Consider the following 24589-nt stretch of genomic DNA (forward strand, 5'->3'; position numbering starts at 1 on the left):
ATGGCGCAGCGCTCGACGCCGCCCGCTTCTCTGATTTGAAAACATCCCCGCCGGAGGATCGGACCGTCACAAACACCACCGTCAGCATCATCGTGCTCACCGATTGCCACCGCCAAAGCGCGCCGCATCTTCTGCGGCCCGCCGGATGGCGCCTGCTTTGTGCACAGTCTCCATGAACTCGGCCTCGGGGTCGCTGTCATAGACGACGCCGCCCCCGGCCTGAATATATAGCTTTTGGTCCTGCACAACGGCGGTGCGCAGCGCGATGCACATGTCCATGTCGCCGCCTGCGCTGAAATATCCAACGCCGCCGCCGTAGACGCCGCGCTTTTCCGGTTCCAGCTCGTCGATGATCTCCATCGCGCGGACTTTGGGCGCGCCAGACACAGTGCCGGCGGGCATACCGGCAAAGAACGCATCAAGTGCGTCCTTGCCCTCGGCCAGTTCGCCCACGACGTTGGACACGATATGCATCACATGGGAATAGCGCTCGACAATGAACTCTTCGGTCGGGCGCACGGTACCGATGCGCGCCACACGGCCCACATCGTTGCGGCCCAGATCCAGCAGCATCAGGTGCTCGGCCAGTTCCTTCTTGTCGGCCAGCAAGTCGGCCTCAAGCGCGTTGTCCTCTTCGGGCGTGGCGCCACGGGGGCGGGTGCCTGCAATCGGGCGAATGGTGACTTCGTTGCCAAACACCCGGACAAGAATTTCAGGGCTCGCGCCGATCACCTGAAAGCCGCCGAAGTTGAAATAGAACATGAAGGGCGACGGGTTCGTACGGCGCAAGGAACGGTAAAGCGCAAAAGGCGGCTCGTTGAACTCCTGCGTCCAGCGCTGCGCCGGTACCACCTGAAAGATATCGCCTGCCTTGATATAGTCGCGCGCCTTCTCGACCGCCTCCATATACCCGGACTTGGTGAAATTGCTGACCGGGTCCGCACCGGCACCGGCATCGCCCAGATTGCGCGTCTCGGACGGCATCGCACGTTCCAGATCGCGCACAGCGTCCATCACGCGTTCGGCGGCCTGCGCATAAGCGGCACGTGCCGTCTGGCCCTGACTGACCCAGGCGGGTGAGACGACGGTAACCTCACCTTTGACCCCGTCCAGCACCGCGATGACCGACGGGCGCAGCATGATCGCATCGGGCAAGCCCAGCACATCCGGGTTCACATCCGGCAAGTGTTCGACCAGCCGGATCATGTCATAGCCCAGATAGCCAAACAGCCCGGCGGCGGCCTGGGGCAGGTCGATGGGCAGGTCAATGCGGCTTTCCGCGATCAGGTCGCGCAACACATCCAGCGGGTTGCCGTCCACGCCTTCGAACGCATCCGCATCATAGCGGGCCTGCCGGTTGATCGCCGATGTCGCGCCCTGACAGCGCCAGATCAGATCCGGTTTCATCCCGATGATCGAATAGCGCCCGCGCACCTCGCCGCCGGTGACGGATTCCAGCACGAACGCATCCTTTTGCGCCCCCGTCAGTTTCAGCATCAGGGATACGGGCGTATCGAGATCGGCGGCCAGCCTTGTATAGACCACCTGATTGCGCCCCGCCGCGTATTCCGTGGCAAAGCTGTCGAAATCAGGAACGAGGGCCATCAGGGAAAGTTCACGTGGACCGCGTCCAGCGCCTGCTGGTTGATCTGCGGACCGGCGCGGGTCACCACATCCTCGCCAAAGAGGTTGAACAGTTCTGTCGCAACCGACTGGCCGATCTCTTCGCTCAACGCGCTGACTTCGGTGCGCACTTCGTCGTCGCTGTCCGAAATCGGGTTGATCGCATCCAGGCGCACGATCAGGACCGACCCAAAGCCTTGCACGATCTCCACATCGCCCACGTCCATGTCAAAGACCGCAGGCAGGAATGCAGGGGGCGTGCCCTGCACAAAGGCCGACCGGTCCAGATCGATCTCGACGATTGAATCAAGGCCCTGTTCAGCAAAACTCGCGCCACCTTCAAGGGCGGGCAGGACGGCCTCGGCCTGTGCGGTCAGGCGCTCTTCGGTTTGCGCGGCTTCCCAGTTGGCACGCACGTTCAGCGCAGCGTCTTCGTAAGGGGCCGGGCGGGGCGGCAGGATTTCTTCGAGGCGCATGGCAAAGATGCCGCCATCATCCAGCGACATGATCTCGGGAAAATCGTTCTCGGTCAGTCTTTGTGCCGCTTCCTGAAAGCCGTCATAGGCCGCGATGCTTTCGCCATTGGCGGGGAACCAGTCAATCGTGCCAAGGGCCATGTCCGTTTCGGCATCAAGCTCTTCGAGCGTGGCGCCACCGGCCAGCATGTCGTCGAATTCACTGGCAAGCACGGCCACCTGACGGCGGGCCGCATCGCGGGCAAGGCGGGCGCGCAGCATAACGGACGCTTCTTCAAAGGATGTGCTTTGGGCGGGCAGCACGCCGTTCACGCGGAACAAGGCCGGTCCAAGGGATGACGGCAGGGGGCCGACCACATCGCCCACTTCGGCGTTGAACACCGCCTCGCCGGCTGCGTCCAGTTCCAGACGGGACACATCGCCCAGATCGACATCCGACAGATCCAGCCCGCGCTCTTCAACCAGCGCCTCGAACGTAGTGCCGTTCACCTCAAGCTGCGCTGCGGCCTGATCGGCGGCAGCGGCATCGAGATAGACCAGACGTTCGACAAGGCGGCGTTCGGGCTGGTTGAACTCGTCCGCGCTCGCGTCATATTCGGCGCGCAGGGTCGCCTCGTCGATCTCCATGCTGTCCACGATCATGTCGGGCAGAAGGACGGCATAGGTGATCCGCTTGGTTTCGGGCAGTTCGTAATCGCCGAGGTTGGCCTCGTAATAGGCGCGCAAGGTCGCGTCATCCGGGGTCGGCAGCGGCTCGGCCAGATCGGACTGGCCCAGCCGCACCCACGTGAAATCACGGGTTTCGCCAAGGAACGACACCAGCGTGTTGGCATAGGTTTCCGGCATCGTGACGCCGGACATGATCGCACCCTGCAACAGCGAGCGGGCCACTTCCTCGCGCAACTGGGTTTCGAATTCGGCCTCGCTGGAGCCTGAATTCTGCAGAGCAAAACTGTAGGCGTCGCGATCAAAGTTGCCGTCAAGGCCGCGGAAGGCGGGGATGTTCAGGATTTCGTCACGCAGCGTCTCGTCGCCCACGCTCAGACCCATCTGGCTGGCCTCGTGATCCAGTGCGCGGGCCCGCACAAGACGCGCCAGAACCGCCTGATCCAGACCAATCGCCTGGGCTTGGGCAAAGGTCAGCTGGCTGCCGGTCTGGCGGCTCACCGCCTGGATTTCCTGTTGCAACGTGCGGGCATAGGTATCGATGTCGATATACTTGTCGCCGACGCTGCCCACGGTGCGGATGGTACCGCTGAGGTTGGTCGCGCCAAAGCCGCCAAGGCCAAGGATCAGAAGGCCCAAAAGGATCCAGACTGCGGTTTTCGAGAGTGAGTTTGAGCCCTTGGCCATGCGTGCCCTCTTTCGGGGTGAAATCCTGATTTGCGGTTGTCTATCGCTGCGCGCCCTGACGGGCAAGGGTGGTTGCGGCCTTAGAGATCGAGCGCGGACAGCCGGTGGTACAGCGCCTCGATCCCGCTTGCATCCAGATTGGCAAAGGCGATGCGCAACTGGCGCGCGCCCTCGGGCGCACCTTCGGGCCAGAACATGGTGCCGGGCAGGCACAGAATACCCGCTTCCTTCACCAGCAGCGGGGCCAGATCGGCGGAAGAGACGTCGAACGGATGCGCCATGTAGGCGAAATAAGCACCAAGGCCCAGCAACGCCCATCCCCCGGCTTCGAGTGCCGGAAAACCGGCCTCGATCGCGGCACGTCGGCCCAGAATTTCGGCCCGCTCGCCCGCGACCCACTGGCTGAGGTTTTCGACTCCCCAGAGGGCCGCATATTGCCCGATCTGACCGGGGCAGATGGCGACCGTATCAAGAAACTTTTCCGCCTCGGCCAGCCGCGCGGGGGACGAGATCAGCGCCCCGACCCGGTGCCCGGTGAGGCGGTACGCCTTGGAGAAGGAATAGAGGTGGATGAACGTCTCCTCCCAATCCTCCTGCTGGAACAGCGCGTGCGGTGCGCCGCTGCGGCTGTCAAAGTCGCGATAGGTCTCGTCCACGATCAGCGTGATGCCGCGCGCACGCGCCAACTCGTAAAACGCCAGCACCAGATCGGCGGGGTATTCGACACCTGCGGGATTGTTCGGGGTGACAAGGGCGATGGCGCGGGTGCGGGGTGTGATCAGGGCTGCGGCGGCCTCGACATCCGGCAACATGCCAGCACCCACGGCCAGCGGGACAGATACAACGCCCGTCATGTCGAGCCACATTTTATGGTTGAAATACCATGGGGTTGGCAGAATGACTTCATCCCCTTCCGCGCACAGCGTCGACAGTGCGGCGGCAAAGGCCTGATTGCAGCCCGAGGTGATGCAGACATGTTCGGCCCGCGTCTGAGCATCGTAATGGGCATTGATCTGCGTGCTCAACGCCGTGCGCAGGGCGGGCATTCCGAGGACGGGGCCATAAAGATGCGCATCGTCGCGTGTAAGGGCGGCGTCGGCCATGGCCTGCCGCAATGCTTGGGGGGCGGGTCGACCGGGGCGGCCTGGCTGACGTTGATCAGGGGGCGGTCCGCGCCGAACGTGACGCCATCAAGCCAGCGGCGCGCTTCCATCACCGGGGGCGGGAAGGTGGCGGCGGTGCGTGTGCTGGTCATATGGCAACTCCGGTGGCGGATGCCGGAGCCTCCGGCGGGGATTTTTCTAAATCAGAGAAGGGACGCGGTGTGTCCCGCTCAGTCCGTGCCGCGATAGGGTTCGACATATTGCAGCGCCATGTCCCACGGGAAAAAGATCCACGTGTCTTGGCTCACGCCGGTGATGAACGTGTCCACCTGCGGCTCGCCTGACGGTTTGGCATAGACGGTGGCGAAATGAGCGTTGGGATAAAGGCTGCGCACCAGTTCCAGCGTCTTGCCGCTGTCCACTAGATCATCGACGATCAGGATGCCGGTGCCGTCGCCCATCATCTCGGCTTGCGGCGCTTTCAGCACTTCGGCGTCGCGGCGCTGATCGGCCTTGCCGCCGCCCGAGTGATAGGATTTGACGCTGATCGTGTCGACTGTGCGAATGTCCAGCTCGCGCGCGACGATCATTGCCGGGGCCATGCCGCCCCGCGTGATGGCGACAACGGCGCGCCAGCCGCCCTCATCCGGGCCTTGCCCGTCCAGACGCCAAGCCAGAGCGCGGCTGTCGCGGTGCATCTGGTCCCAGCTGACGTGAAACCCTTTTTCGTGGGGCAGGCGGCTTTGGTCTTTGGCGGACATTTCTATTTCTCCAGGATCAGGCGCAGGCCGAGTGCGCCCAGCAGGGTGGCCGCAATGCGGTCAAGAACGGGTTTGAGGCTGACATAACCGCGCCGCACATGCGGTGTGCTGAGCGCGATGGCAAAAGCGGAGTAAAAGAGGAGTTCGAGCACCCAGTGATTGATCACGATTATGGCGATATCCAGCGGGGCGAGACCCTGGGGGAACACCACCAAGATGACGGCGGCGGCAAACAGCATTGACTTGGGATTGCCAAAGTTCAGCAGCATGCCCGACAGTATGGCACGGCCCTTTGGCATCGGGGCCTCGCCCAGTGCATCGCGCGCATGCCGCCATGTCTGGATCGCGATCCAGATCAGATACAGCGCACCGCCGATTTTCAGCGCCGTGTAAATCCAGGGGAACAAGGTGAAAACCGCCTCAAGACCCAGGAGCGCGGCCAGCGTCCACATCGCAGCCGCCGTGCCAAGCCCTATGCCCGTCAGCATGCCCGCGACCCGTCCCGAGGCCACCGTCGTCTTGATAAAATAGAGCAGCGCCGCACCGGGGGCCGCGATGGCCGCCATAAGAACCACGTTGAAGGCGATGAGGTCGGCGAGGGTCAGGCTCATGGCATGTGGTTCCTTTCTTGCGGTCTGATAGCGCAACGGCGCGGCGCAAGGAAGGGTGCACGTAGCTGTTACAACCTGTGTATATTTTGCGATCAGATGCCGTGCTAGCTCTGCACCATTGCATGTTTCAGGAGGTCAGACATGGCAACAGCATCCGACGACATGGTTGCACAGCTTTACACCCATGGCAAAGCGGCAAAAAGCAAGATGGGAACCCTCGCCGCGCACGTCAAAACCCACAAGAAAAGTCCGAATGCCCAGAAGATCGTGGATACCGGTGTGGCTTTTCGCAAGATCATGACGGAGGTGGAAAGGTTCCACGACGACATGCAGAAAAAGCCACCGGCTCTGCCCGAAGAAAGTGCTTACAAATCGATCCGCGCGGCCCTGACCAAGATCATTTCCGTGATCGTCAAACTGGAAAAGGCCATAGGCAAGGAAGAGGACGATCAAGACGACAATGATGTCGAGCCAGCGCCCGAGGCTGCGCCTGAGCCGGAGCCACAGTCCGGTGTGACCGAGGTCGAATGCTACAGCGCCGCCCGCAAGGAGTTGGTCGGTACCGACGCCAAGCTAGCCCAGGCACTTGTCCAGATCGCCACCGGGGTACCGGGGCGCACCGGACCCAAGGACAAGGATGTTCCCAAGTTCAATCACATTCACATCGGGGGAAATGCCAAAAACAACGTGCTGTTCCAGCCCAATACCCGCGTGGTTCTGGGGATAATCGATTTCCACATCGAAAAGAGCAACAACAAGCAGCAAAAGGAAGCGGTCAAGAAAGTCGCCGAACGTTCGGGTGCCAAAACGACCCTGAAAGTCGAGGGCAGTAAAGTCTCGACTTGATTATCGCTCCGAGACGCGCAAGGCCCTAGCCCTTGGCGATATCCGGCGCGTCCACTGCCTTCATGCCGACGACATGATAACCTGCATCCACGTGCAGGTTTTCACCTGTGGTGCCGCTGGACAGATCACTCAGCAGATACAGCGCGGATTTGCCCACGTCCTCGATGGTCACGTTGCGGCGCAGGGGCGAGTTGTACTCGTTCCACTTCATGATGTAGCGGAAATCGCCGATCCCGGAGGCGGCCAGCGTCTTGATCGGCCCTGCGCTGATCGCGTTCACGCGGATGCCGTCCTTGCCCAGATCCTCGGCGAGGTATTTGACCGACGCCTCAAGTGCTGCCTTGGCCACACCCATCACGTTATAATGCGGCATCACCTGCTCGGCTCCGTAATAGGTGAGGGTGACCGCGCTGGAACCGGGGTTCATCATTTTTTCGGCGCGCGCCATCACGGCCGTGAAGGAATAGACCGAAATATCCATGGTCATGGTGAAATTGTCGCGCGACGTGTCCACATAGCGCCCGCGCAGTTCGGACTTGTCGGAAAACCCGATGGCATGGACTAGAAAGTCCAGCCCGCCCCAGCGTTCTTTCAGATCAGCGAACAGCGCGTCCATCGACGCCTCGTCGCTCACATCGCAGGGCAGCACGATATCGCTGTCCAGCTGTGCGGCCAGCGGGTCCACGCGTTTCTTCAGCGCGTCGCCCTGATAGGAAAAGGCAAGTTCAGCGCCCGCGCCATGCAGCGCCTTTGCGATGCCCCATGCAATGGATTTGTCATTGGCCAGACCCATGATAAGGCCTCGTTTTCCCGCCATCAGGTCTGTTGCCATATCACTGCCCACCCGGTCCCTTGTTTCTTGCGATCAGCTTTAGGCCATTGCCTTATGCGCATCAAGAGAGCGCGATAAGGTTGATCCGGCGGCAGCGCAACGCTAGCTGGGGCACAAGCGGGACAAGGAGCGACAACATGGCCGACCGGGACGACAAATTTGCAGGCGACGATCCCTTTGCCATCATACGTCGCTGGATGGACGAGGCAGCGGCGAGCGAGATCAACGACCCCAACGCCATCGCCCTCAGTACGGTGGACGCAAGTGGTATGCCAAATGCGCGCATGGTGCTGCTCAAGGATGTCGAAGACGACGCATTCGTCTTTTACACCAACTACACCAGCGCCAAGGCGCGCGAAATTGACCAGGCGCAAAAGGCCGCCTTTGTGATGCACTGGAAGTCGTTGCGCCGTCAGGTGCGGGTGCGCGGCCATGTCGAAAAAGAGGATGGGCCGCAGGCGGATGCCTATTATGCGTCCCGCTCGCTGAAATCACGGCTGGGTGCCTGGGCATCCGATCAAAGTCAGCCGCTCGAGGGGCGCGCGACCTTGATGGCGAAGGTCGCAAAAGTGACAGCACAGCACGGAACGAACCCGGCGCGCCCGCCCTTCTGGGGCGGCTATCGCATCACACCGATCGAGATCGAATTCTGGGCCGATGGGGCGTTTCGCCTGCACGACAGGTTCCGCTGGAGTCGCGAAAATCCGGGCGCCCCATGGGATATTTCGCGCCTGAACCCCTGAATTTCATGCGACGTGAAATGCAAACCGCTGAAAAATAAATACTTTAACAGCTTGAAAATGGTGTGCGAAATAGAGCAAGTCTTAGGGTAAGGCACAAAATACACAGAAAGATGAGGCGTGTCAGAGTTTTTGGAACACCCTGACACCGTGTCAGGCACGGTGAAGTGGTTCGACCCGGTGAAAGGTTTCGGTTTCATCGTATCCGGCGACGACGGCCCTGACATCCTGCTACACGTCAATGTTTTGCGCAATTTTGGGCAGTCTTCCGTCGCGGACGGGGCCGAGGTGAACGTCCGGATTCAAAAGACGGATCGTGGTGTTCAGGCCATCGAAGTGCTCGCCATTCAGCCCCCCGCCCATGTCGACAGCGAACCCCTTGCAGACATCGCCGAACTGGACCGTGACGCCGTCGCCAATGCCCCGCTCGAACCCGGTCGCGTCAAATGGTTCGACAAGGGCAAGGGCTTTGGGTTTGCCAATGTATTCGGCGCACCCGAGGACGTGTTTTTGCATGTCGAAGTGCTGCGCCGCTCTGGCCTGTCCGATCTGGCCCCCGGCGAGGCGCTGGCCTTGCGTGTGATCGACGGAAAACGCGGTCGTATGGCCGCCGAAGTCCAGGCGTGGGAAGCGGCCATCACCAAGGGCGGCGATGACTGACGCAATCCGGTGTGTCCGTGCGTGGGTGTATCGGCTGGCCGTCGCCTGCCTCTGTGCCTTTTTCTTCTCATCCGCGACATGGGCGCAGTGCAGTGCGGAAACTGTCTGGGTCCGGGGTGAGTTCGGGCAGGCGCGGTTTTCCGTGGAAATCGCCGATGATGCCAGCGAGCGTGCAACGGGATTGATGAATCGCCCCACAATGCCCGCTGCGGCAGGCATGCTCTTTATCTATGAGCGGCCCAGCACCTTGTCGTTCTGGATGCGCAACACGTTGATCGAACTTGATATGCTGTTCGTTGATGCGACCGGTGTGATCCGCAACATCCATCACCGTGCCATTCCGCTGGATGAAAGCCCGATATACGGCGGCGATGATCTGACCCATGTGCTGGAAATCAACGGCGGTCTTGCCAAGACGCTCGGTATCAGCATTGGCGATCAACTGCGCCACCCCAGTTTTGCGCAGGCAGATGCGGCATGGCCGTGCTGACGGGTGCCGCGCCAGATGCGCGGTCATCGCGGATTTCAGGTGCCGTTGCGTGATTTAGGGTTTTTCGAACGCGCTATGGGTCTTTTCAAATCAGAAAACCACGTCTAAGAGGGGCGCACGGTCGGAGCGTGGCGCAGCCTGGTAGCGCACCTGTTTTGGGTACAGGGGGTCGGAGGTTCGAGATCCTCTCGCTCCGACCATTTTCCAAATCCCTGCACATTCGACGCATAGAGGCGGCAGTCTCGCGGCTTATAAAAAGTCGTCGCGCCGCGGGGTAAAGCAATCAACCAGCGTGCCCGGTTCCAGACAGACGCAGCCATGTTCCACGTCCGAGGCGACCACGAAACTGTCGCCCGGTCCCACTTCCCGCGTTGTGCCGCCGAGGGAAAAGCGAAAGCGCCCGCTTTCGACGTAAGTGGATTGCACATGCGGGTGATGATGCAGCGCCCCTTCCGCCCCAACGGCGGCAAAGCGGAAGGCCACCACCATCAGGTCCGGGTGATCCGACAGCACCTGCCGCGTGACGTTTTCGCCAGTGGATACAATTGGAAATTCAGCCATGGCCAATCCTTTCAAAGGGTCAGGAAAACAGCATCCCGCCATTGATGTCGATATTAGTGCCCGTCAGAAAGGCCGAGTCGTCACAGGCCAGAAACAGGATCAGGTTGGCAGTGTCGTCCGTGTTGCCCTGCCGTTTCAATGGGGCTGCGGCCTCGTATCCACGTCGCCCGGCATCGGGAGTATGGATATTGTGAAAATCAGTGTCGATCATGCCGGGGCAGAGCGCGTTCACACGGATGTCCGGCCCCAGTTCCTTGGACAGCGCCCGCGTCATCGTCATCACCGCGCCCTTGGACGTGGCATAGGCGACGGCACCGGGCCCGCCGCCATCACGCCCCGCCTGGCTTGCAAGGTTCACGATTGCGCCCGAAGTCATGTGCGCAAGCGTTGCCTTGATCATCAGAAATGTGCTGGTCAGGTTCAGATCCATCACCGCCGTCCAATGCTCCAACGGCATCTCGGCCACTTTCTTGCGTGCGATCAGGCCGCCTGCGTTGTTGACCAGCACATCGATGCCGCCGAATTCGTCCACAGTTCTGGACACAAGGGCATCGACATCTTCGGCCCGGGTCAGATCACCCTTCATCGCAAAGGCGCGCCCGCCTGCGGCCGTGATCTGTTCCACCGCGGCATCCGCACCGTCGCTGCTGGAAAAGTAGTTGATGGCGACATGCGCGCCCTCGGCGGCCAGTTTCAGTGCCGCAGCCAGCCCGATATCACGGCCACCGCCTGTGACGATGGCAGTTTTTCCTGTCAGTTTCATATGCTGATGCTCCTTGAATGCGCTGGTACTGGTATACTAGTCATTTAACTGGTATACCAGTGTCAACTGCTTCTGTGTCTCCGGATGCCGTGTTGCGCGGAAACGGGGCTGCTTAACGGCGTTCTGTTTTCGCAGGCGTTCAGGTAAGAAGCGCGACAATGACAAAAGCGGGGAGGTCGCAGAATGGCGCAAGCGACACATATCAGCGAGCGGCGCACAAGTGTCGATGACATCTTTGACTATCTCCATGACGAGATTTTGTCGCTGCGTCTGAGGCCCGGCGACAAGATTTCCGAAGCGGAGATCGCAGCACAGTTCGGCGTGTCGCGCCAGCCCGTGCGCGATGCGTTCAGCCGTCTGGCCACGCGCGATCTGCTGCTGATCCGTCCGCAGCGCGCAACCGAGGTCAAACGATTCTCGACCCGGGAAATCGTGAAATCCCGCTTTGTGCGCGCCGCCATCGAACAGGATGTGCTGCGCCGTGCGGCGAAGCATTGCGATGCGGCGGGCGCGGCAGACCTTGATGCCGCCATCGCCGATCAGGAACAGACCATCGACGATGACGATGTCGAGGCCTTCACCAGACTGGATTACGAATTTCACAAGACGCTGTGCCGAGATCGCACAAGTTGATTTCGCCTTTGACGTGATCATGGCCGAAAAGTCCAAAGTGGATCGCCTGTGCACGCTCAGCCTGTCCAAGGTCGACCGCGTGCCCGAACTGATCGATGATCACCGCGCCATTGCAGAGGCGGTCAAGGCACATGACGCCGAACAGGCCGTCGCCTGCGGCATGCGCCATCTGTCGCGGCTCGACCGCACCATCGAACAGATATCGGCCACCAATGCCAGCTACTTTGAACCCGAACCGGACCGGGAAACACCATGACCCAGACCAAACCCCGCGTCGGCGCGCCCGTCGGTGAAATGACCTGGCCGCTGACAAATGGCGGCACCGTGTCCGTGGGCGGGGCCAGAGATCGCTGGACCATGCTGTTTGTCTATCGCGGCAAACATTGCCCGCGCTGCAAGCGGTTCCTGAACAAGCTGGACGCGGCATTGCCCGCATGGACGGCCCAGATGGACGTGGTCGTGGTGTCCGCAGACACGCAAGACAAGGCGCAGGCCGACAAGGCCGAATTCGGGTGGGGGTTTGACCTTGCCTATGGGCTGAGCGAGGCGCAGATGCGCGACCTTGGCCTTTATGTCTCTGACCCGCTGTCTGAGGCAGAAACGACAGACAGGTTCGCCGAACCCGGCGCGTTTGGCATCAGGCCGGACGGTACCTTGATGCTTGTCGACATTTCGAACGGTCCCGCCGCGCGCCCCGACCTCGAAGAACTGCTGGACGGGATGACTTTCAACATCGAAAACAACCGCCCGGTGCGCGGCACGGCCTGACATCGCAACGTGCCCGGGCAGGGCGGCAAGGCCCGCGTGAATTGGCAGTTGACAAATCTAGTATACTAGTCTTCTTTTGGAATGAATAAAATGAGACGACACCCCGTCCGGGGCACCCCAGACCGGAGGATCTGCGTGCTTCACCGAACGGACGGGGCGGGGTCAAAACAGAGTTCAAAGCTCAAATTCAGGGAGGACATCATGTTCAACATATCTTACAAATCACTCGTGGGCGCCGTTGCGGTCACCGTACTGGGCACAGCCGCCTTTGCCGAAAACTGGCGGGGCTGGAACATTCACCCCGAGGGGTATCCAAACACTACGGCGATGGACGCCTTTGCCGCCGCACTTGAAGAAAAGACAGGCGGCGAAATCACCCTGCAGATGTTCCACGGCGGCACATTGGGCAGCCAGCCCGACGCGGTCGAACAGGTGCGCGCAGGCGCCCTTGAAATCGGCAACTTCAACCTTGGCCCCATCGGCCCGATTGTGCCTGCGGCCAACGTCGTGTCCTTGCCGTTCATCTTCAAAGATGTCCCGCACATGTTCCGCGTGCTCGAAGGTGAAGGCGGTGCCGCCATCGCAGCGGGCATGGCCGAAAAGGGCCTTGTGCCGCTGGCATGGTATGATGCAGGCGCACGGTCTTTCTATAACGGCGATCGTCCGATCAACACGCCCGCAGATGTGGTGGGTATGAAAGTGCGGGTCATGAACAACGACCTGTTCACCGGCATGATCAACGAAATGGGCGGCAACGCGTCACCAATGGCCTTTGCCGAGGTCTATCAGGCGCTGAAAACGGGCGTCGTGGACGGGGCAGAAAACAACTGGCCGTCCTACGAATCGACCGGGCACTTTGAAGTGGCGGGCTACTATTCGCTGTCCCAGCACCTGATCATCCCTGAATGCATCTGCATCAATGCGGACACCTATGCCGCACTGTCCGACGACATGAAGGCCGCAGTGACCGAAGCTGCACAGGAATCGGCCATCATGCAGCGCGATCTGTGGGCCCAGCGTGAGGCCGCAAGCCGCAAAGCGGTCGAAGAGGCAGGCGTGGTCGTGAACGAAGTGGCCGACAAGGCACCGTTCCAGGCCGCAATGGGTCCGGTCTACGAGGCATATTTCGAATCCAACCCGGACCTGCGTCCGCTGGTTGAGCTTATTCAGGCCACGGAATAACGCGTGACCTGAACTAAGACCAAGGCGTCCGGACCCGACTCCCAGGGCCCGGGCGCTTTTTTTGCCGGAGAGATCAGATGAGCGACGCACGCCCCGTCCCCCCAATGGTGCAAAGAATGACTGCCGTGCTGGACGGGATCGCATTTGTCTGCCGCATCCTCACAGGGGTGTCACTGGTCGTGCTGACGGTGATCTTTGGCTGGCTTGTCTTTGGCCGCTACGTGCTGAACGCCACGCCCACATGGGTGGAACAGGTGGCCTTGCTGCTGGTCATGCTGATCGCGTTTCTGGGGGCCGCCGTGGGCGTTCATGAACACACGCACCTGTCCGTCACCATGTTGCGCACCTCTGTGCCCATGCGCGTGCGCACGATCTTTGTCGTGATCACCGATCTGGCGATGGGCGGGTTTGGCGCGCTGATGCTGTGGTACGGCGCGCAACTGACCCTCTTCAAATGGGGCTCCCTCATCCCGCTCATTCAAGTGCCCGAAGGGTTGCGCTCGCTTCCGCTGACAGTGGGCGGCGCCTTGATCCTGCTCTTTTCCATTGGCCATCTCATCCGCCTGTATCTTGGGCTTGATGAGCGCCGCGACAGTATCGAGTAGGGGAGAGTTATGGGCCTGCTAGTCCTTCTTGGGGTTTTCGCGATGTGCGTGGCCATCGGCGCGCCCGTCGCCTTCGCGCTCGGGATCTCGGCCATCGCCGCCTTCTGGTTCGAAGGGCTGCCGCTGATGATCGGCTTCCAGCGGATCGTGTCGGGCATCAACGTCTTTGCCCTCATGGCGATCCCGTTCTTTATCTTTGCGGGCGAGCTGATGTTTCACGGCGGTATCGCCATGCGGCTGGTACGCTTTGCCCAAGCCGCGGTGGGGGCCGTGCGCGGCGGGTTGGGCATCGTGAACGTGTTCTCGTCCATGCTGTTCGGCGGCATCTCGGGCTCGGCCATTGCCGACATCTCGGCATTGGGCTCGATCCTTGTGCCGGTGATGAAGGAAAAAGGCTACGACGCCGATTATGCGGTGAACGTCACGGTCACATCATCCATTGCGGGCATCATCATCCCGCCCAGCCACAACATGATCATCTTTGCGATTGCGGCGGGGGGCGGCATCTCTATCTCCAAACTGTTCCTTGCGGGCGTCGTGCCCGGCATCCTGATGTGCCTGTGTCTGGCGGCCGCGGCCTACATCGTCGCGGTGAAACGGGGCTATGCGGCCGAAAAGTTTCCCGGCTGGACGGCGCTTGTGATTGCGTTCTTCGGGGCGATCCCGGGACTGCTCACCGCCGTGATCATCGTTGGCGGCGTGTTGTCGGGCGTGTTCACAGTGACCGAATCCGGGGCCTTCGGGGCGATCTACGCTTTCCTTGTGACATTGCTTGTCTACCGGTCGATCACATGGGCCAAGTTCCGCACCGCAGTCGCTCAATCCGTGCGCACCACGGCGATGGTCATGATCCTGATCGCCTGTGCCGGGGCATTTGCCTACATGCTCACCTTTTACCGGGTGCCCAACCTCACGGTCGCCTTCCTGACGGGCCTTACCGACAATCCGATCCTAATCCTGCTGATGATCAACGTGGCGCTTCTGGTGCTGGGCATGATCATGGACATGGCGGCCCTCATCCTGATCTGCACGCCGATCTTTCTGCCCGTGGCCAACACGCTGGGTGTCGATCCGTACCAGTTCGGGATGATCCTGCTGGTCAACCTTGGCCTTGGCTTGTGCACGCCGCCCGTGGGCTCGTGCCTGTTCGTAGGCTGTGCTGTGGGTAGGTTGCCGATGGAACAGGCGGTCAGGACCATCTGGCCGTTCTACATCGCGATTCTGCTGGCGCTGATGCTGATCACCTTTGTGCCTGCGATATCACTGACACTGCCGGCGCTTGTGGGCGGGTAACGCCCTAGCGCGCGTTTGCGGCCACGCCGCCGGTCGCGGCCAAGAGCTGATCCATAAGCTGATCCAGATCGCGTTGTTTGAAATAGATGCGGCGCGCATTGCCCGACTTCTGCACAACTTCGGCAAAATAGGACAGCTCGACCACGAACGCGTCCGCTTCGGCGTCCGTTTCCTTTTGGACCACCAGCGTGGGAGCCTGCAACGCGCCATCATATTGCAGCACAAGGAAGGCAGCCAGATCAGGCGGGGGCAGGATCCGGCATTGCACGACCGAGCGCGAGATCTGGCGGAATTCGTCACCGGGTGAGTCGCAGGACGAACGGAATGCCAGTTCCAGCGGCGCCGGTGTCTGGGCAAAAACGGCACGTCTGACGGGCAGGTCTTGGTCAGATGCGGCAATCGTCTCTACATATTGTGGTCCGCATGCCGCAAGGGCACCCAACAAAATCACTAAAATGGGTCGCATAAGGTGCCTCTTTCCGGGGATGGGTGACAGGAACACATTTTCCGCAGCGCGGCAAAAGCTTTCTACCTGAACGGGCGTTAACTGTGGATAACCTAAGGTGAAGCATCCACAATCCGGTCTAAGTCAGCCGATATCCTGATAAAATTCTGACCATGCCGGTGGAGCGTTTTTTGCTGTTTTCCGGGCCCGTTAACTTATTGAATCACATACGCTGCCGACCGGGTGAAACAGCTCCGATCGTCAAGGCAAAAGTTGTCAAAAAAGATTTAAAATATCGTTGACCTGAGGGGGTCAGATACGCCAGTTTGTGCGGGCCGGGTCACTCACCACAACATGTAGTGGTCAACGCTATGGGAGGGTGACCGGGCACGAGGGACAAATACGACCACCATTCTTCGGGGTGATCCCGGGGCGGATATTGTGCGCAGATCACTCTGACGCTCACCGGACTTCTTTGTCTTTTGTGTTTCGAACGCCACTGGGGCCCCCGCAACGTCGGGTGTGCCTGACCACAGACACCAGCTGAAGTAAGAGGCAGCGCGATGAAAATTGAAAGACAATTCACCACGGCCGGGCAGGACGCATATGCCGACCTGAATTTCGTCAAAACGGCATCCGAAATCCGCAATCCGGACGGCACCATCGTGTTCCGCCTCGACGAGGTCGAAGTGCCCGCGAAATGGAGCCAGGTGGCCAGCGACGTCATCGCGCAGAAATACTTCCGCAAGGCGGGCGTGCCCTCCAAGCTGCAAAAGGTGAAAGAGGCAGATGTGCCCGAGTTCCTGTGGCGCTCCGAAGCGGCCCCCGGTGCCGAAATGGGTGGCGAGACATCCTCCAAACAGGTGTTTGACCGTCTGGCAGGCGCATGGGCCTATTGGGGCTGGAAAGGTGGCTACTTCACCACCGAAGAAGACGCCAAAGCCTACTACGACGAAATGCGCCACATGCTGGCCACCCAGCGCGCCGCACCGAACTCGCCGCAGTGGTTCAACACTGGCCTGCACTGGGCCTACGGCATCGACGGCCCGGCCCAAGGTCACCACTATGTCGACTACAAGACCGGCAAGCTGACCAAATCCAAATCCTCTTACGAACACCCCCAGCCACATGCCTGCTTTATCCAGTCCGTGTCCGACGATCTGGTCAACGATGGCGGCATCATGGACCTTTGGGTGCGCGAAGCACGCCTGTTCAAATACGGCTCCGGCACCGGCACCAACTTCTCCTCCCTGCGCGGTGAGGGCGAAAAGCTCTCCGGCGGCGGTAAATCCTCCGGCCTCATGGGCTTTCTCAAGATCGGCGACCGCGCTGCAGGGGCGATCAAATCGGGCGGCACCACGCGCCGCGCGGCCAAGATGGTCATCGTCGATGCGGATCACCCGGACATCGAGGATTTCATCAACTGGAAGGTCATCGAAGAGCAGAAAGTGGCGTCCATCGTTGCCGGTTCCAAGATGCACGAGGAAAAACTCAACGGTCTTTTCGCCGCGATCAAGGCCTGGGACGGTGCAACCGAAGACGCCTATGATCCCAAGAAAAACAACGCTCTAAAGGATGCAATTAAAGCAGCCAAGCGCGTTGCGATCCCGGAAACCTACGTCAAGCGCGTGCTGGACTATGCGCGTCAGGGCCACACAAGCATCGAATTCCCGACATACGACACCGACTGGGATTCCGAGGCGTACAACTCCGTCTCCGGCCAGAACTCCAACAACTCCATCCGCGTCACCAACGCCTTCCTCACCGCCGTCGAAAAAGACGCCGATTGGCAGCTGATCAACCGCGTGAACGGTGAAGTCACCAAGACTGTCAAGGCGCGCGACCTCTGGGCGCAAGTCGGCCACGCCGCATGGGCCTGCGCCGATCCCGGCATCCAGTACCACGACACCGTCAACGACTGGCACACATGCCCCGAAGACGGCGCCATCCGCGGCTCAAACCCTTGTTCCGAATACATGTTCCTCGACGACACGGCCTGTAACCTTGCGTCCATGAACCTGCTGACCTTCCTCAAGGACGGCGTGTTCCAGGTCGAAGAGTACATGCACGCGGCCCGTCTGTGGACCGTCACGCTGGAAATCTCGGTGATGATGGCGCAGTTCCCCTCCAAGGAAATCGCGCAGCGGTCTTATGACTTCCGCACTTTGGGTCTGGGCTATGCCAATATCGGCGGCCTCTTGATGAACATGGGCCACGGCTATGACAGTGACGAAGGCCGCGCGCTCTGCGGCGCACTCACCGCGATCATGACCGGTGTGGCCTACGCAACCTCCGCCGAAATGGCAGGCGAGTTGGGCCCATTCCCCGGTTACAAGAAAAACGCCGACCACATGCTGCGGGTGATGAAAAACCACCGCACAGCGGCCTATGGGTCCACCGAAGGCTATGAAAAGCTGGCGGTGAAACCCGTCGCACTGGATCACGCCAATTGCCCCGACGCCCGCCTGATTGATCTGGCCATGTCCACATGGGACGAGGCGCTGAAACTGGGCGAGGCGCACGGCTACCGCAACGCGCAATCGACCGTGATCGCGCCCACCGGCACTATCGGCTTGGTCATGGACTGCGACACAACCGGGATCGAGCCTGACTTTGCGCTGGTGAAGTTCAAAAAGCTCGCAGGGGGCGGTTACTTCAAGATCATCAACCGCTCGGTGCCCGCCGCCCTTGAAAACCTCGGTTACGGCTCTGCCCAGATCGAGGAAATTGTCAGCTACGCGGTCGGTCACGGCTCAATCGGCAACAGCCCCGCGATCAACCACACGTCGCTTGCGGGTCACGGCTTTGGCGCCAACGAGTTGGCCAAGGTCGACGCCGCACTGGAAAGCGCCTTCGACATTCGCTTTGTCTTCAACCAGTGGACGCTGGGCGAGGAATTCTGCACAGGCGTGCTGGGCATCCCGCAGGAAAAGCTGAACGATCCAACCTTCGATCTGCTGAAATCCCTCGGCTTTTCCAAGGCTGACATTGACGCGGCCAACGATCACGTCTGCGGAACGATGACGCTGGAAGGCGCACCGCACCTGAAGGAAGAGCACTATCACATCTTCGATTGTGCCAACCCATGCGGCAAAAAAGGCAAGCGTTTCCTGAATGTTGACAGCCACATCACCATGATGGCCGCGGCACAGTCCTTCATCTCGGGCGCGATCTCCAAGACGATCAACATGCCCAACGATGCCACGATCGAGGATTGCCAGAAGGCCTATGAACTCAGCTGGTCGCTTGGGGTGAAGGCCAACGCGCTCTACCGTGACGGCTCCAAACTGTCCCAACCTCTGGCCGCCTCGCTGGTCGAGGATGATGAGGAGGCCGCAGAAACACTGGAAAGCGGCACACCGGTCGAAAAGGCTGCCGTTCTGGCCGAAAAGATTGTCGAGAAAGTCATCGTCAAAGAGATCATCAAATCGCACCGCGAAAAGATGCCTCAGCGCCGCAAGGGCTACACCCAAAAGGCCATCGTGGGCGGGCACAAGGTCTACCTGCGCACCGGTGAATACGAAGACGGCAATCTCGGCGAAATCTTCATCGACATGCACAAGGAAGGGGCGGGCTTCCGCGCCATGATGAACAACTTTGCCATCGCCGTGTCCGTTGGTCTGCAATACGGCGTGCCGCTTGAGGAATTCGTCGATGCCTTTACCTTCACCAAGTTCGAGCCCGCAGGCATGGTGCAGGGCAATGACAGCATCAAGAACGCCACGTCGATCCTCGACTACGTGTTCCGCGAACTGGCTGTCAGCTACCTCGACCGCACCGATCTGGCCCATGTGAAACCCGAAGGGGCAAGCTTTGACGACCTCGGCATGGGAGTTGAGGAAGGCGTGTCCAACGTCTCCGAACTTTCCGAAACGGCGGCGTCCAAGTCCCTGGAAGTGCTGAAACAAATCAGCTCGTCCGGTTACCTGCGCAAGCGTATGCCACAGGATCTGGTGGTCCTGCAGGGCGGCATGTCGGGTGACGTCGCCCTTGGCGATGCCGGAGCAGCCTTGCAGACGCTGGTACCCGAAGTGGCCGTCAGCGGCGGCATTGCTTCCGTAACCACCACCACGGCTGTGGCGTCCGGTTCGGTCAGCATGGATGCGCGCACCAAGGCCAAGATGCAGGGCTACGAAGGCGAAGCCTGCGGCGAATGCGGCAACTACACACTGGTGCGCAACGGCACCTGCATGAAGTGCAACACCTGCGGCGGAACGTCCGGGTGTAGCTAAAAGAATACGTGCCCCGGAAATGGGGCGCGAGGGGGCCGGGTCGGTCTAGGCTGATCCGACCCCCGACGAGACGGGTGGGGCGGTACGTTACGTCCCCCCACCTTTTCCGGGGCGGATGCGTTCGCTCCTGACGACGTTCAGGCCGCAGGCAAAAAAGTACCGGGCGGTTAACATATTGAGCCTGAACGGCGAAACTCAACGGAGGGCTCCGGTCCTCCGTTTTTTTCTTTTCGAGATATCTGGACGCTGACTCCGGGTTTGGCCGCGCCTAACCCTCTGTCAGGGGAGCGTGCGTTTGCTTTGCAAACACCCGCGGAACGGCGAAACTAACGGGGAGCGTTCGCGCTCCCCTTTTTTGTTTGAGACATCTGATGGCTGACTTGACCCGCAATCCTCAACACGGTTACGGCTTCGACCCCACCAAGTCCCGCAACTTTCGCGCGCGTGCGCGCACAGAAGCCGCCTGATCATTCTCCCCGGCAATCAGGGCGCGTTCCGCCGCTTGCCGGAACCCCTCGAATTCCAGACTGATTTTCACGAGCACATGCAGGCTCCACGCGCGCAGGAACGGGCGCGCATGGGTGCGCAATTTGTCGGCCCAGGCGAAGAATTCTGCCGTCTGCTCAGCATTGCAGGCCAGATGATCAAAGGACTGGCACAGATGCAGGTGTGCCTGCCACGACGACAGACGATCCAAATCGCCGGCGATGCGCGCCACAAGATGAGGGGGCACCGTCGTGCCATTCTCCACTTCGGCCTTCAATATCCATGTGGCACCCTCTGATATGAGGGGTCTGGCATCGAAACACAGCCCCACAACATCGTCGAGACAGCCCGGATGGCCGCGACAGGCCTGCATGGCTTGCGACAAAAGCGTTACGGCTTTGCCGTCATAGGCCTCGATATGCTGTTCAAGCTGTGACTGCATCTTCTGCCACCGTCATGGATCTCACCACGATAGCATCACATGACGCGCCTGTCCGCACGCGCGGGCGCGATCACTCGCTGTCCAGCTTGATCCGCAACCGTGCCCGGGCGCGGGCCAGACGGGACATCACCGTGCCCAGTGGCAGGCCCGTCGCCTTGGCCAGCGCGCGGGGCGAGGTTTCGCCCGCCACCACAAGGTCCATCAACTGCCGCTGTGGTTTGGACAGTTGCGCAATGGCCTCCAGCGTATCGGCGCAATCCAGTCGGATCAGCGCATCCGGTTCGATCACGGCGTGATCATCTTCCAACTCGTCCGTGGCCTGCACGCGCCAGCCGCGCCGGGCCCGGTTGGACAGGGTGCGCATTGCATAGGCGGACAGATCGTCGATGCTGCTGCCGTCCTTGAGGCGCTGGCACAGGCTCAGCAAGGTGTCCTGCACAAGATCCTCGGCCTCGGTCGGGCTGCGTGTCAGGCGGCGCGCACGGCGGGTCAGGATCGGGATCAGCGGCACAAGGCGGCGCGGGTTTACGTGTTTTGTTTCCATCATGGGCATAAGGTGGGGGCCAAACCTGCGGTTGAATAGCCCGGGGATTTTGGCCGATCCGCCCTTTGCCCCCTTTTTGGGCAATGGCCCGCCCATCACAGCAGCCCGGATCGGCAGGGCCTTGCGTGATCGGCCCGCCCGCACACCGACAGTGGATGCACAGACCGACAAACGGCTCATACTCTGTGAGGGCGCCACTCACGGTCCCTCGTAACGACAACCTAAATGGGAGTTACACATGATGAAATATGCGGCACTTACGGCCCTTGCGGCGCTTGCCTTTCCAGCACTGGCCATGGGCCAGAGCGCAGCGGAGCTGGATACAAACGGCGATGGTGTCCTGACCATCGACGAGGTGCAGGCGAGCTTCCCCGAGATCACGGCGGACTCGTTCGCGACCATGGATCTCAACGCCGATGGCGCGCTTGATGCCGACGAGATCACGGCCGCACAAGAGGCGGGATTGATGCCGGCAACGGACGGCTAAATCCAGTCACCTACACTTCCGACAGGCCCAGAGCCGTCGGAAAGGTGGGGGCGTGAGGCCCGGTCTCCCCCAGGGGCCGGGCCTCACTGCATTTGAGCCTCACTGCATTTGAAGGGCGCGGATCACGCAGGCCATTGCGGCAGATGAATGTTGAACCGCTGCCGAATGGACGCATCAAGGTCGGCTGCCAATGCAGCGGCGGGTTTGCTGGCCAAAATCTCTTCCTTGCGCGCAGTGGCCTGTTCGATCAGGTCCGGTTTGCCCAGTTCCACCCACTCCTTGGGCGAGGTGCGGCTGCCGAGGGTCGGATAGACACAATTGCTTTGCATCCCCGAGAGAGTCTGATCGGTGCCAAGGTAATGACCGGGCCCGTTCATGCACACATCCGCCATCTGATCCAGCGCCATGGTCTCGTCCGTCACTTCGATCCCGCGCACGCAGCGCAACGCCTGCCCGATGATGTCATCGCCCAGGATCAGGCTCTCGTGACAGAACCCCAGCAGCGAGGCGTGCATGCCTGCAGCTTCATAGACCATGTTCACACCCGACAATCCGGCGCTGAGGTTGGAACACATCTGCTCCCATCCGGCCTGCATATCGGGCAGCTTGCTGTCCGATGCCCCCGGCCGCGCCGCCGGGCAAGTCGTAATAGCGGTGCATCTGGCCACAGCCTGCCGTCAGCAGCGCCTGTTCGCCGGAGCCGATCGACATCGCCCCCGTGCGCAAATCCAGTCCAAAGGGCCATGTTCCAAAGATCGCAGGCGCACCGGGTTTGACCGCGTTGACATAGACAAGGCCCGCCAGACATTCGGCCGTCGCCTGCACGATTGCACCCGCGATGGTCGATGGCGCCGTGGCGCCCGACATGCCTGCCGACAACAGCAGCACGGGCATGCCCGCCTTGATACAGGCCTCCATCACCTCGCAGCTTTCCGAGGCGAATTTCATCGGCGGTACAACAAAACAGTTGGAATTCGACACGAAGGGGCGGGCGCGCCACTTGTCCTCACCGCCCGCAATCATGTGCAGCATCTCGATGGCCGGGCCGACGCTGCTCACATCCGTATAACTGGTGCCTATGTGCTTTGTGGTGCCGGACACGCAGGCATAGACAGAATTATACTCCATCTCGATCGTGTCGGTGATGTCGCGGCAGATCATTGGGCGCTGGAGAAAGTGTATATTGTCGAGGCAATCGGCAATGCGCGCCGCATCGTGCAGATCCTGTACTGTGCTCTCGCGGTAGTTGCGCCCATCGACTTCGACAAGGTTCACGGCGGCACCGGCCGTGCCGTAATGCACCTTTGATCCGGACAGATCGAGGTCATGGGCCGGGTCGCGCCCGTGCAGGGTCAGGGACCGGTTGGCGCGCGCAATCGTGTCCTCCACCAGTGCGCGGGGAAAGCGGATGCGCCCGTCATCGCCAAGGATCGCACCTGCGCCGACCAGATAATCGACGCCGCTGGGCGGGGCATCTGCAAGGCCGATGGTTTCCAGCGCGTCCAGTGCGGCGTGGTGGATCTGGTCCACCTGCACGGGCGTCAGCGGGTTATATGTGCCGCCTTCAAGGCCGGGACGGATCGGGCGCAGATGGTCGGCAAGCGGGGCGGCCCGGGCGGCGCGGCGCGCCGCACGTCCACCTGAGCGGGATTTTTGGGAAAGGTCGTTCATGGGGTCTGGTATCCGGATGGTGATGCAAGAGGGGGTGAGTGTGCCGCCTGTCGCTGCCGGTCGCCCGCGTGCGGCGCGCCCGCGCTCGGCCCCGATGGTGCGGATGACCAAAGCGATCTTGCTGCGACATGCCTGCACCCCAAGCCTCCCTGACCCGCGCGAAAAACATCCGATGTTTTCAGGATGATGCGCCGGTTTCTGCCTGTCTGTTCTGTTTGCGACCTGCCCTTGGCGGCGCTCCGCGCATGGTTTTGCGGGTGCAGGGCGGGGCTTTGCTCATCTGGCTAGGTTCACATTTTAGTGTCTGGAAATGCGCCTTTGGCTTGCACATCTGACGACGTGTGGCGTGTCACAACGCCGCTCACACTCAGACAGGAGCAGACAATGAAAACCTATTTCCTTCGCGCATCCGCCGCCGCGAGCCTTGCGGCGGTCACCGCAGTTCCGGCCTTTGCCGGTGCGCTTGATGCACCGGCGGCTGACCCACTGCCTCCCGCGCCTGCACCCGTACCGGTCGCCGCAACCGGTGGTGACTGGACCGGGCCCTATGCGGGTGTTCAGCTTGGCTATGGCGACGTGAACGGCACAGGCGCGGCTGACGGCGACGATTTCCTTTACGGTGTGCATGTCGGTTACGACTATGACTTTGGCACTTTCGTGCTTGGCGGTGAACTGGATTACGACTTTTCCGACATCGACCTCAACGGTGCGGCAACTGTCGACAGCGTGGCGCGGCTCAAACTGCGGGCGGGCTATGATTTCGGACGCACGCTGGGTTACGTGACCGCCGGTGTCGCCGAAGTAGACACGTCGCTGGGCTCCGAATCCGGTGAGTTTTACGGCATCGGTGTCGCCTACCAAATCAACGACAGCTACACTGTCGGTGCAGAGCTGCTGGAACACAACTTTGACGACATCAACGGCACCGGTGTGGATGCGGACGCAACCACGCTGACCGTGCGCGGATCGATCCGCTTCTGAG

Annotated in this window: 23 protein-coding genes, 1 tRNA gene and 2 pseudogenes; 14 read left to right on the plus strand and 12 right to left on the minus strand. The window is 61.0% G+C overall.

The annotated features are described in order from the left end of the window. Window positions 1–96: 96 nt before the first annotated feature. The 5 genes and pseudogenes from trpE to ACERZ8_RS13900 all read right to left on the minus strand — a co-directional run bounded on the left by trpE (window position 97) and on the right by ACERZ8_RS13900 (window position 5927). Window positions 97–1605 carry an anthranilate synthase component I gene (trpE, locus tag ACERZ8_RS13880; protein ID WP_407592752.1) on the minus strand — a complete coding sequence of 503 codons (1509 nt, stop codon included), beginning with the start codon at window positions 1603–1605 and terminating at the stop codon, window positions 97–99. Continuing rightward, window positions 1605–3452: a peptidylprolyl isomerase gene (locus ACERZ8_RS13885; protein WP_407592753.1), complete on the minus strand. Its 1848-nt coding sequence runs from the start codon at window positions 3450–3452 to the stop codon at window positions 1605–1607. Before ACERZ8_RS13885 ends, trpE begins: the two co-directional genes overlap by 1 nt. An 80-nt stretch (window positions 3453–3532) precedes the next feature. Continuing rightward, window positions 3533–4707 (minus strand): annotated as a pseudogene (locus ACERZ8_RS13890) (aminotransferase). Between the two features lie 78 nt (window positions 4708–4785). Then, complete coding sequence (gene gpt, locus ACERZ8_RS13895; RefSeq protein WP_407592754.1) at window positions 4786–5316, minus strand: xanthine phosphoribosyltransferase; 531 nt, start codon at window positions 5314–5316, stop codon at window positions 4786–4788. Window positions 5317–5318: 2 nt separating this feature from the next. Beyond that, complete coding sequence (locus tag ACERZ8_RS13900; protein ID WP_407592755.1) at window positions 5319–5927, minus strand: LysE family transporter; 609 nt, start codon at window positions 5925–5927, stop codon at window positions 5319–5321. Window positions 5928–6068: 141 nt separating this feature from the next. On the opposite strand from ACERZ8_RS13900, the gene ACERZ8_RS13905 reads away from it, so the two are divergent. Further along, window positions 6069–6773 (plus strand): hypothetical protein, encoded by a 705-nt coding sequence (locus ACERZ8_RS13905; RefSeq protein ID WP_407592756.1) that lies wholly within the window; start codon window positions 6069–6071, stop codon window positions 6771–6773. A gap of 25 nt (window positions 6774–6798) precedes the next feature. Here the strand turns inward: ACERZ8_RS13905 and fabI are convergent, their stop codons facing one another. Then, a complete protein-coding gene (fabI, locus tag ACERZ8_RS13910; protein ID WP_407592757.1) occupies window positions 6799–7605 on the minus strand; it encodes an enoyl-ACP reductase FabI in 807 nt (268 codons plus the stop codon). Window positions 7606–7742: 137 nt separating this feature from the next. Here fabI and pdxH point away from each other — a divergent pair, with 137 nt between their 5' ends. The 4 genes from pdxH to ACERZ8_RS13930 all read left to right on the plus strand — a co-directional run bounded on the left by pdxH (window position 7743) and on the right by ACERZ8_RS13930 (window position 9695). Then, on the plus strand, window positions 7743–8348 hold the full coding sequence (gene pdxH / locus ACERZ8_RS13915) for a pyridoxamine 5'-phosphate oxidase (protein ID WP_407592758.1): 606 nt from the start codon (window positions 7743–7745) through the stop codon (window positions 8346–8348). 117 nt (window positions 8349–8465) lie between these two features. After that, complete coding sequence (locus tag ACERZ8_RS13920) at window positions 8466–9005, plus strand: cold-shock protein (protein ID WP_407592759.1); 540 nt, start codon at window positions 8466–8468, stop codon at window positions 9003–9005. Then, window positions 8998–9495: a DUF192 domain-containing protein gene (locus tag ACERZ8_RS13925; RefSeq protein WP_407592760.1), complete on the plus strand. Its 498-nt coding sequence runs from the start codon at window positions 8998–9000 to the stop codon at window positions 9493–9495. Before ACERZ8_RS13920 ends, ACERZ8_RS13925 begins: the two co-directional genes overlap by 8 nt. Window positions 9496–9617: 122 nt before the next feature. Continuing rightward, a tRNA-Pro gene (locus ACERZ8_RS13930) sits at window positions 9618–9695 on the plus strand. 49 nt (window positions 9696–9744) lie between these two features. On the opposite strand, the gene ACERZ8_RS13935 is transcribed toward ACERZ8_RS13930, so the two are convergent. Together ACERZ8_RS13935 and ACERZ8_RS13940 are read right to left on the minus strand one after the other, a co-directional pair. After that, window positions 9745–10056, minus strand: a complete 312-nt coding sequence (locus tag ACERZ8_RS13935) for a cupin domain-containing protein (RefSeq protein ID WP_407592761.1) — start codon at window positions 10054–10056, stop codon at window positions 9745–9747. Between the two features lie 19 nt (window positions 10057–10075). Continuing rightward, window positions 10076–10819 carry an SDR family NAD(P)-dependent oxidoreductase gene (locus ACERZ8_RS13940; protein ID WP_407592762.1) on the minus strand — a complete coding sequence of 248 codons (744 nt, stop codon included), beginning with the start codon at window positions 10817–10819 and terminating at the stop codon, window positions 10076–10078. 183 nt (window positions 10820–11002) lie between these two features. Between ACERZ8_RS13940 and ACERZ8_RS13945 the strand changes: the two genes are divergently transcribed. The 6 genes from ACERZ8_RS13945 to ACERZ8_RS13970 all read left to right on the plus strand — a co-directional run bounded on the left by ACERZ8_RS13945 (window position 11003) and on the right by ACERZ8_RS13970 (window position 15300). Further along, window positions 11003–11452, plus strand: coding sequence for a GntR family transcriptional regulator (locus tag ACERZ8_RS13945; RefSeq protein WP_407592763.1), 450 nt, complete (start codon window positions 11003–11005; stop codon window positions 11450–11452). Window positions 11453–11471: 19 nt separating this feature from the next. Then, the gene (locus ACERZ8_RS13950; RefSeq protein ID WP_407592765.1) at window positions 11472–11708 is read left to right on the plus strand and encodes an FCD domain-containing protein; all 237 of its coding nucleotides are present in this window, start codon (window positions 11472–11474) and stop codon (window positions 11706–11708) included. Continuing rightward, window positions 11705–12220, plus strand: a complete 516-nt coding sequence (locus tag ACERZ8_RS13955) for a redoxin domain-containing protein (RefSeq protein ID WP_407592766.1) — start codon at window positions 11705–11707, stop codon at window positions 12218–12220. The genes ACERZ8_RS13950 and ACERZ8_RS13955 overlap by 4 nt, the downstream gene beginning before the upstream one ends. A gap of 201 nt (window positions 12221–12421) precedes the next feature. Then, window positions 12422–13402, plus strand: coding sequence for a TRAP transporter substrate-binding protein (locus ACERZ8_RS13960; RefSeq protein ID WP_407592767.1), 981 nt, complete (start codon window positions 12422–12424; stop codon window positions 13400–13402). A 77-nt stretch (window positions 13403–13479) separates the two neighbouring features. After that, on the plus strand, window positions 13480–14007 hold the full coding sequence (locus tag ACERZ8_RS13965) for a TRAP transporter small permease (RefSeq protein WP_407592768.1): 528 nt from the start codon (window positions 13480–13482) through the stop codon (window positions 14005–14007). A gap of 9 nt (window positions 14008–14016) precedes the next feature. Continuing rightward, the gene (locus ACERZ8_RS13970; protein WP_407592769.1) at window positions 14017–15300 is read left to right on the plus strand and encodes a TRAP transporter large permease; all 1284 of its coding nucleotides are present in this window, start codon (window positions 14017–14019) and stop codon (window positions 15298–15300) included. A 4-nt stretch (window positions 15301–15304) separates the two neighbouring features. Here the strand turns inward: ACERZ8_RS13970 and ACERZ8_RS13975 are convergent, their stop codons facing one another. Next, window positions 15305–15766, minus strand: a complete 462-nt coding sequence (locus ACERZ8_RS13975; RefSeq protein WP_407592770.1) for a hypothetical protein — start codon at window positions 15764–15766, stop codon at window positions 15305–15307. 542 nt (window positions 15767–16308) lie between these two features. On the opposite strand from ACERZ8_RS13975, the gene ACERZ8_RS13980 reads away from it, so the two are divergent. Next, the gene (locus ACERZ8_RS13980) at window positions 16309–19977 is read left to right on the plus strand and encodes a vitamin B12-dependent ribonucleotide reductase (RefSeq protein ID WP_407592771.1); all 3669 of its coding nucleotides are present in this window, start codon (window positions 16309–16311) and stop codon (window positions 19975–19977) included. Window positions 19978–20380: 403 nt separating this feature from the next. On the opposite strand, the gene ACERZ8_RS13985 is transcribed toward ACERZ8_RS13980, so the two are convergent. Together ACERZ8_RS13985 and ACERZ8_RS13990 are read right to left on the minus strand one after the other, a co-directional pair. Next, complete coding sequence (locus ACERZ8_RS13985) at window positions 20381–20905, minus strand: hypothetical protein (protein ID WP_407592772.1); 525 nt, start codon at window positions 20903–20905, stop codon at window positions 20381–20383. 70 nt (window positions 20906–20975) lie between these two features. Then, on the minus strand, window positions 20976–21629 hold the full coding sequence (locus tag ACERZ8_RS13990; RefSeq protein ID WP_407592773.1) for an RNA polymerase sigma factor: 654 nt from the start codon (window positions 21627–21629) through the stop codon (window positions 20976–20978). A gap of 58 nt (window positions 21630–21687) precedes the next feature. Here ACERZ8_RS13990 and ACERZ8_RS13995 point away from each other — a divergent pair, with 58 nt between their 5' ends. Next, the gene (locus ACERZ8_RS13995) at window positions 21688–21936 is read left to right on the plus strand and encodes an EF-hand domain-containing protein (protein ID WP_407592774.1); all 249 of its coding nucleotides are present in this window, start codon (window positions 21688–21690) and stop codon (window positions 21934–21936) included. A 122-nt stretch (window positions 21937–22058) separates the two neighbouring features. Here ACERZ8_RS13995 and ACERZ8_RS14000 read toward each other — a convergent pair. Beyond that, window positions 22059–23607: pseudogene (locus ACERZ8_RS14000) on the minus strand (trimethylamine methyltransferase family protein). A gap of 384 nt (window positions 23608–23991) precedes the next feature. Here ACERZ8_RS14000 and ACERZ8_RS14005 point away from each other — a divergent pair. Beyond that, complete coding sequence (locus ACERZ8_RS14005) at window positions 23992–24588, plus strand: outer membrane protein (protein ID WP_407592775.1); 597 nt, start codon at window positions 23992–23994, stop codon at window positions 24586–24588. Window position 24589 lies beyond the last annotated feature (1 nt).

The organism is Tateyamaria armeniaca (genome assembly GCF_045797845.1).
Classification (GTDB): domain Bacteria; phylum Pseudomonadota; class Alphaproteobacteria; order Rhodobacterales; family Rhodobacteraceae; genus Tateyamaria; species Tateyamaria armeniaca.

Excerpts from the sequence above, each read along its gene's own strand:
- ACERZ8_RS13960 (WP_407592767.1), top strand. The coding sequence starts at position 12,422 with ATGTTCAACATATCTTACAAATCACTCGTGGGCGCCGTTGCGGTCACC.
- ACERZ8_RS13885 (WP_407592753.1), bottom strand. The coding sequence starts at position 3,452 with ATGGCCAAGGGCTCAAACTCACTCTCGAAAACCGCAGTCTGGATCCTT.
- ACERZ8_RS13940 (WP_407592762.1), bottom strand. The coding sequence starts at position 10,819 with ATGAAACTGACAGGAAAAACTGCCATCGTCACAGGCGGTGGCCGTGAT.
- ACERZ8_RS14005 (WP_407592775.1), top strand. The coding sequence starts at position 23,992 with ATGAAAACCTATTTCCTTCGCGCATCCGCCGCCGCGAGCCTTGCGGCG.
- ACERZ8_RS13990 (WP_407592773.1), bottom strand. The coding sequence starts at position 21,629 with ATGAGCCGTTTGTCGGTCTGTGCATCCACTGTCGGTGTGCGGGCGGGC.
- ACERZ8_RS13945 (WP_407592763.1), top strand. The coding sequence starts at position 11,003 with ATGGCGCAAGCGACACATATCAGCGAGCGGCGCACAAGTGTCGATGAC.
- ACERZ8_RS13925 (WP_407592760.1), top strand. The coding sequence starts at position 8,998 with ATGACTGACGCAATCCGGTGTGTCCGTGCGTGGGTGTATCGGCTGGCC.
- ACERZ8_RS13995 (WP_407592774.1), top strand. The coding sequence starts at position 21,688 with ATGATGAAATATGCGGCACTTACGGCCCTTGCGGCGCTTGCCTTTCCA.
- ACERZ8_RS13900 (WP_407592755.1), bottom strand. The coding sequence starts at position 5,927 with ATGAGCCTGACCCTCGCCGACCTCATCGCCTTCAACGTGGTTCTTATG.
- gpt (WP_407592754.1), bottom strand. The coding sequence starts at position 5,316 with ATGTCCGCCAAAGACCAAAGCCGCCTGCCCCACGAAAAAGGGTTTCAC.
- pdxH (WP_407592758.1), top strand. The coding sequence starts at position 7,743 with ATGGCCGACCGGGACGACAAATTTGCAGGCGACGATCCCTTTGCCATC.
- ACERZ8_RS13965 (WP_407592768.1), top strand. The coding sequence starts at position 13,480 with ATGAGCGACGCACGCCCCGTCCCCCCAATGGTGCAAAGAATGACTGCC.
- ACERZ8_RS13970 (WP_407592769.1), top strand. The coding sequence starts at position 14,017 with ATGGGCCTGCTAGTCCTTCTTGGGGTTTTCGCGATGTGCGTGGCCATC.
- fabI (WP_407592757.1), bottom strand. The coding sequence starts at position 7,605 with ATGGCAACAGACCTGATGGCGGGAAAACGAGGCCTTATCATGGGTCTG.
- ACERZ8_RS13955 (WP_407592766.1), top strand. The coding sequence starts at position 11,705 with ATGACCCAGACCAAACCCCGCGTCGGCGCGCCCGTCGGTGAAATGACC.
- ACERZ8_RS13905 (WP_407592756.1), top strand. The coding sequence starts at position 6,069 with ATGGCAACAGCATCCGACGACATGGTTGCACAGCTTTACACCCATGGC.
- ACERZ8_RS13980 (WP_407592771.1), top strand. The coding sequence starts at position 16,309 with ATGAAAATTGAAAGACAATTCACCACGGCCGGGCAGGACGCATATGCC.
- ACERZ8_RS13975 (WP_407592770.1), bottom strand. The coding sequence starts at position 15,766 with ATGCGACCCATTTTAGTGATTTTGTTGGGTGCCCTTGCGGCATGCGGA.
- ACERZ8_RS13935 (WP_407592761.1), bottom strand. The coding sequence starts at position 10,056 with ATGGCTGAATTTCCAATTGTATCCACTGGCGAAAACGTCACGCGGCAG.
- ACERZ8_RS13950 (WP_407592765.1), top strand. The coding sequence starts at position 11,472 with ATGGCCGAAAAGTCCAAAGTGGATCGCCTGTGCACGCTCAGCCTGTCC.
- trpE (WP_407592752.1), bottom strand. The coding sequence starts at position 1,605 with ATGGCCCTCGTTCCTGATTTCGACAGCTTTGCCACGGAATACGCGGCG.
- ACERZ8_RS13985 (WP_407592772.1), bottom strand. The coding sequence starts at position 20,905 with ATGCAGTCACAGCTTGAACAGCATATCGAGGCCTATGACGGCAAAGCC.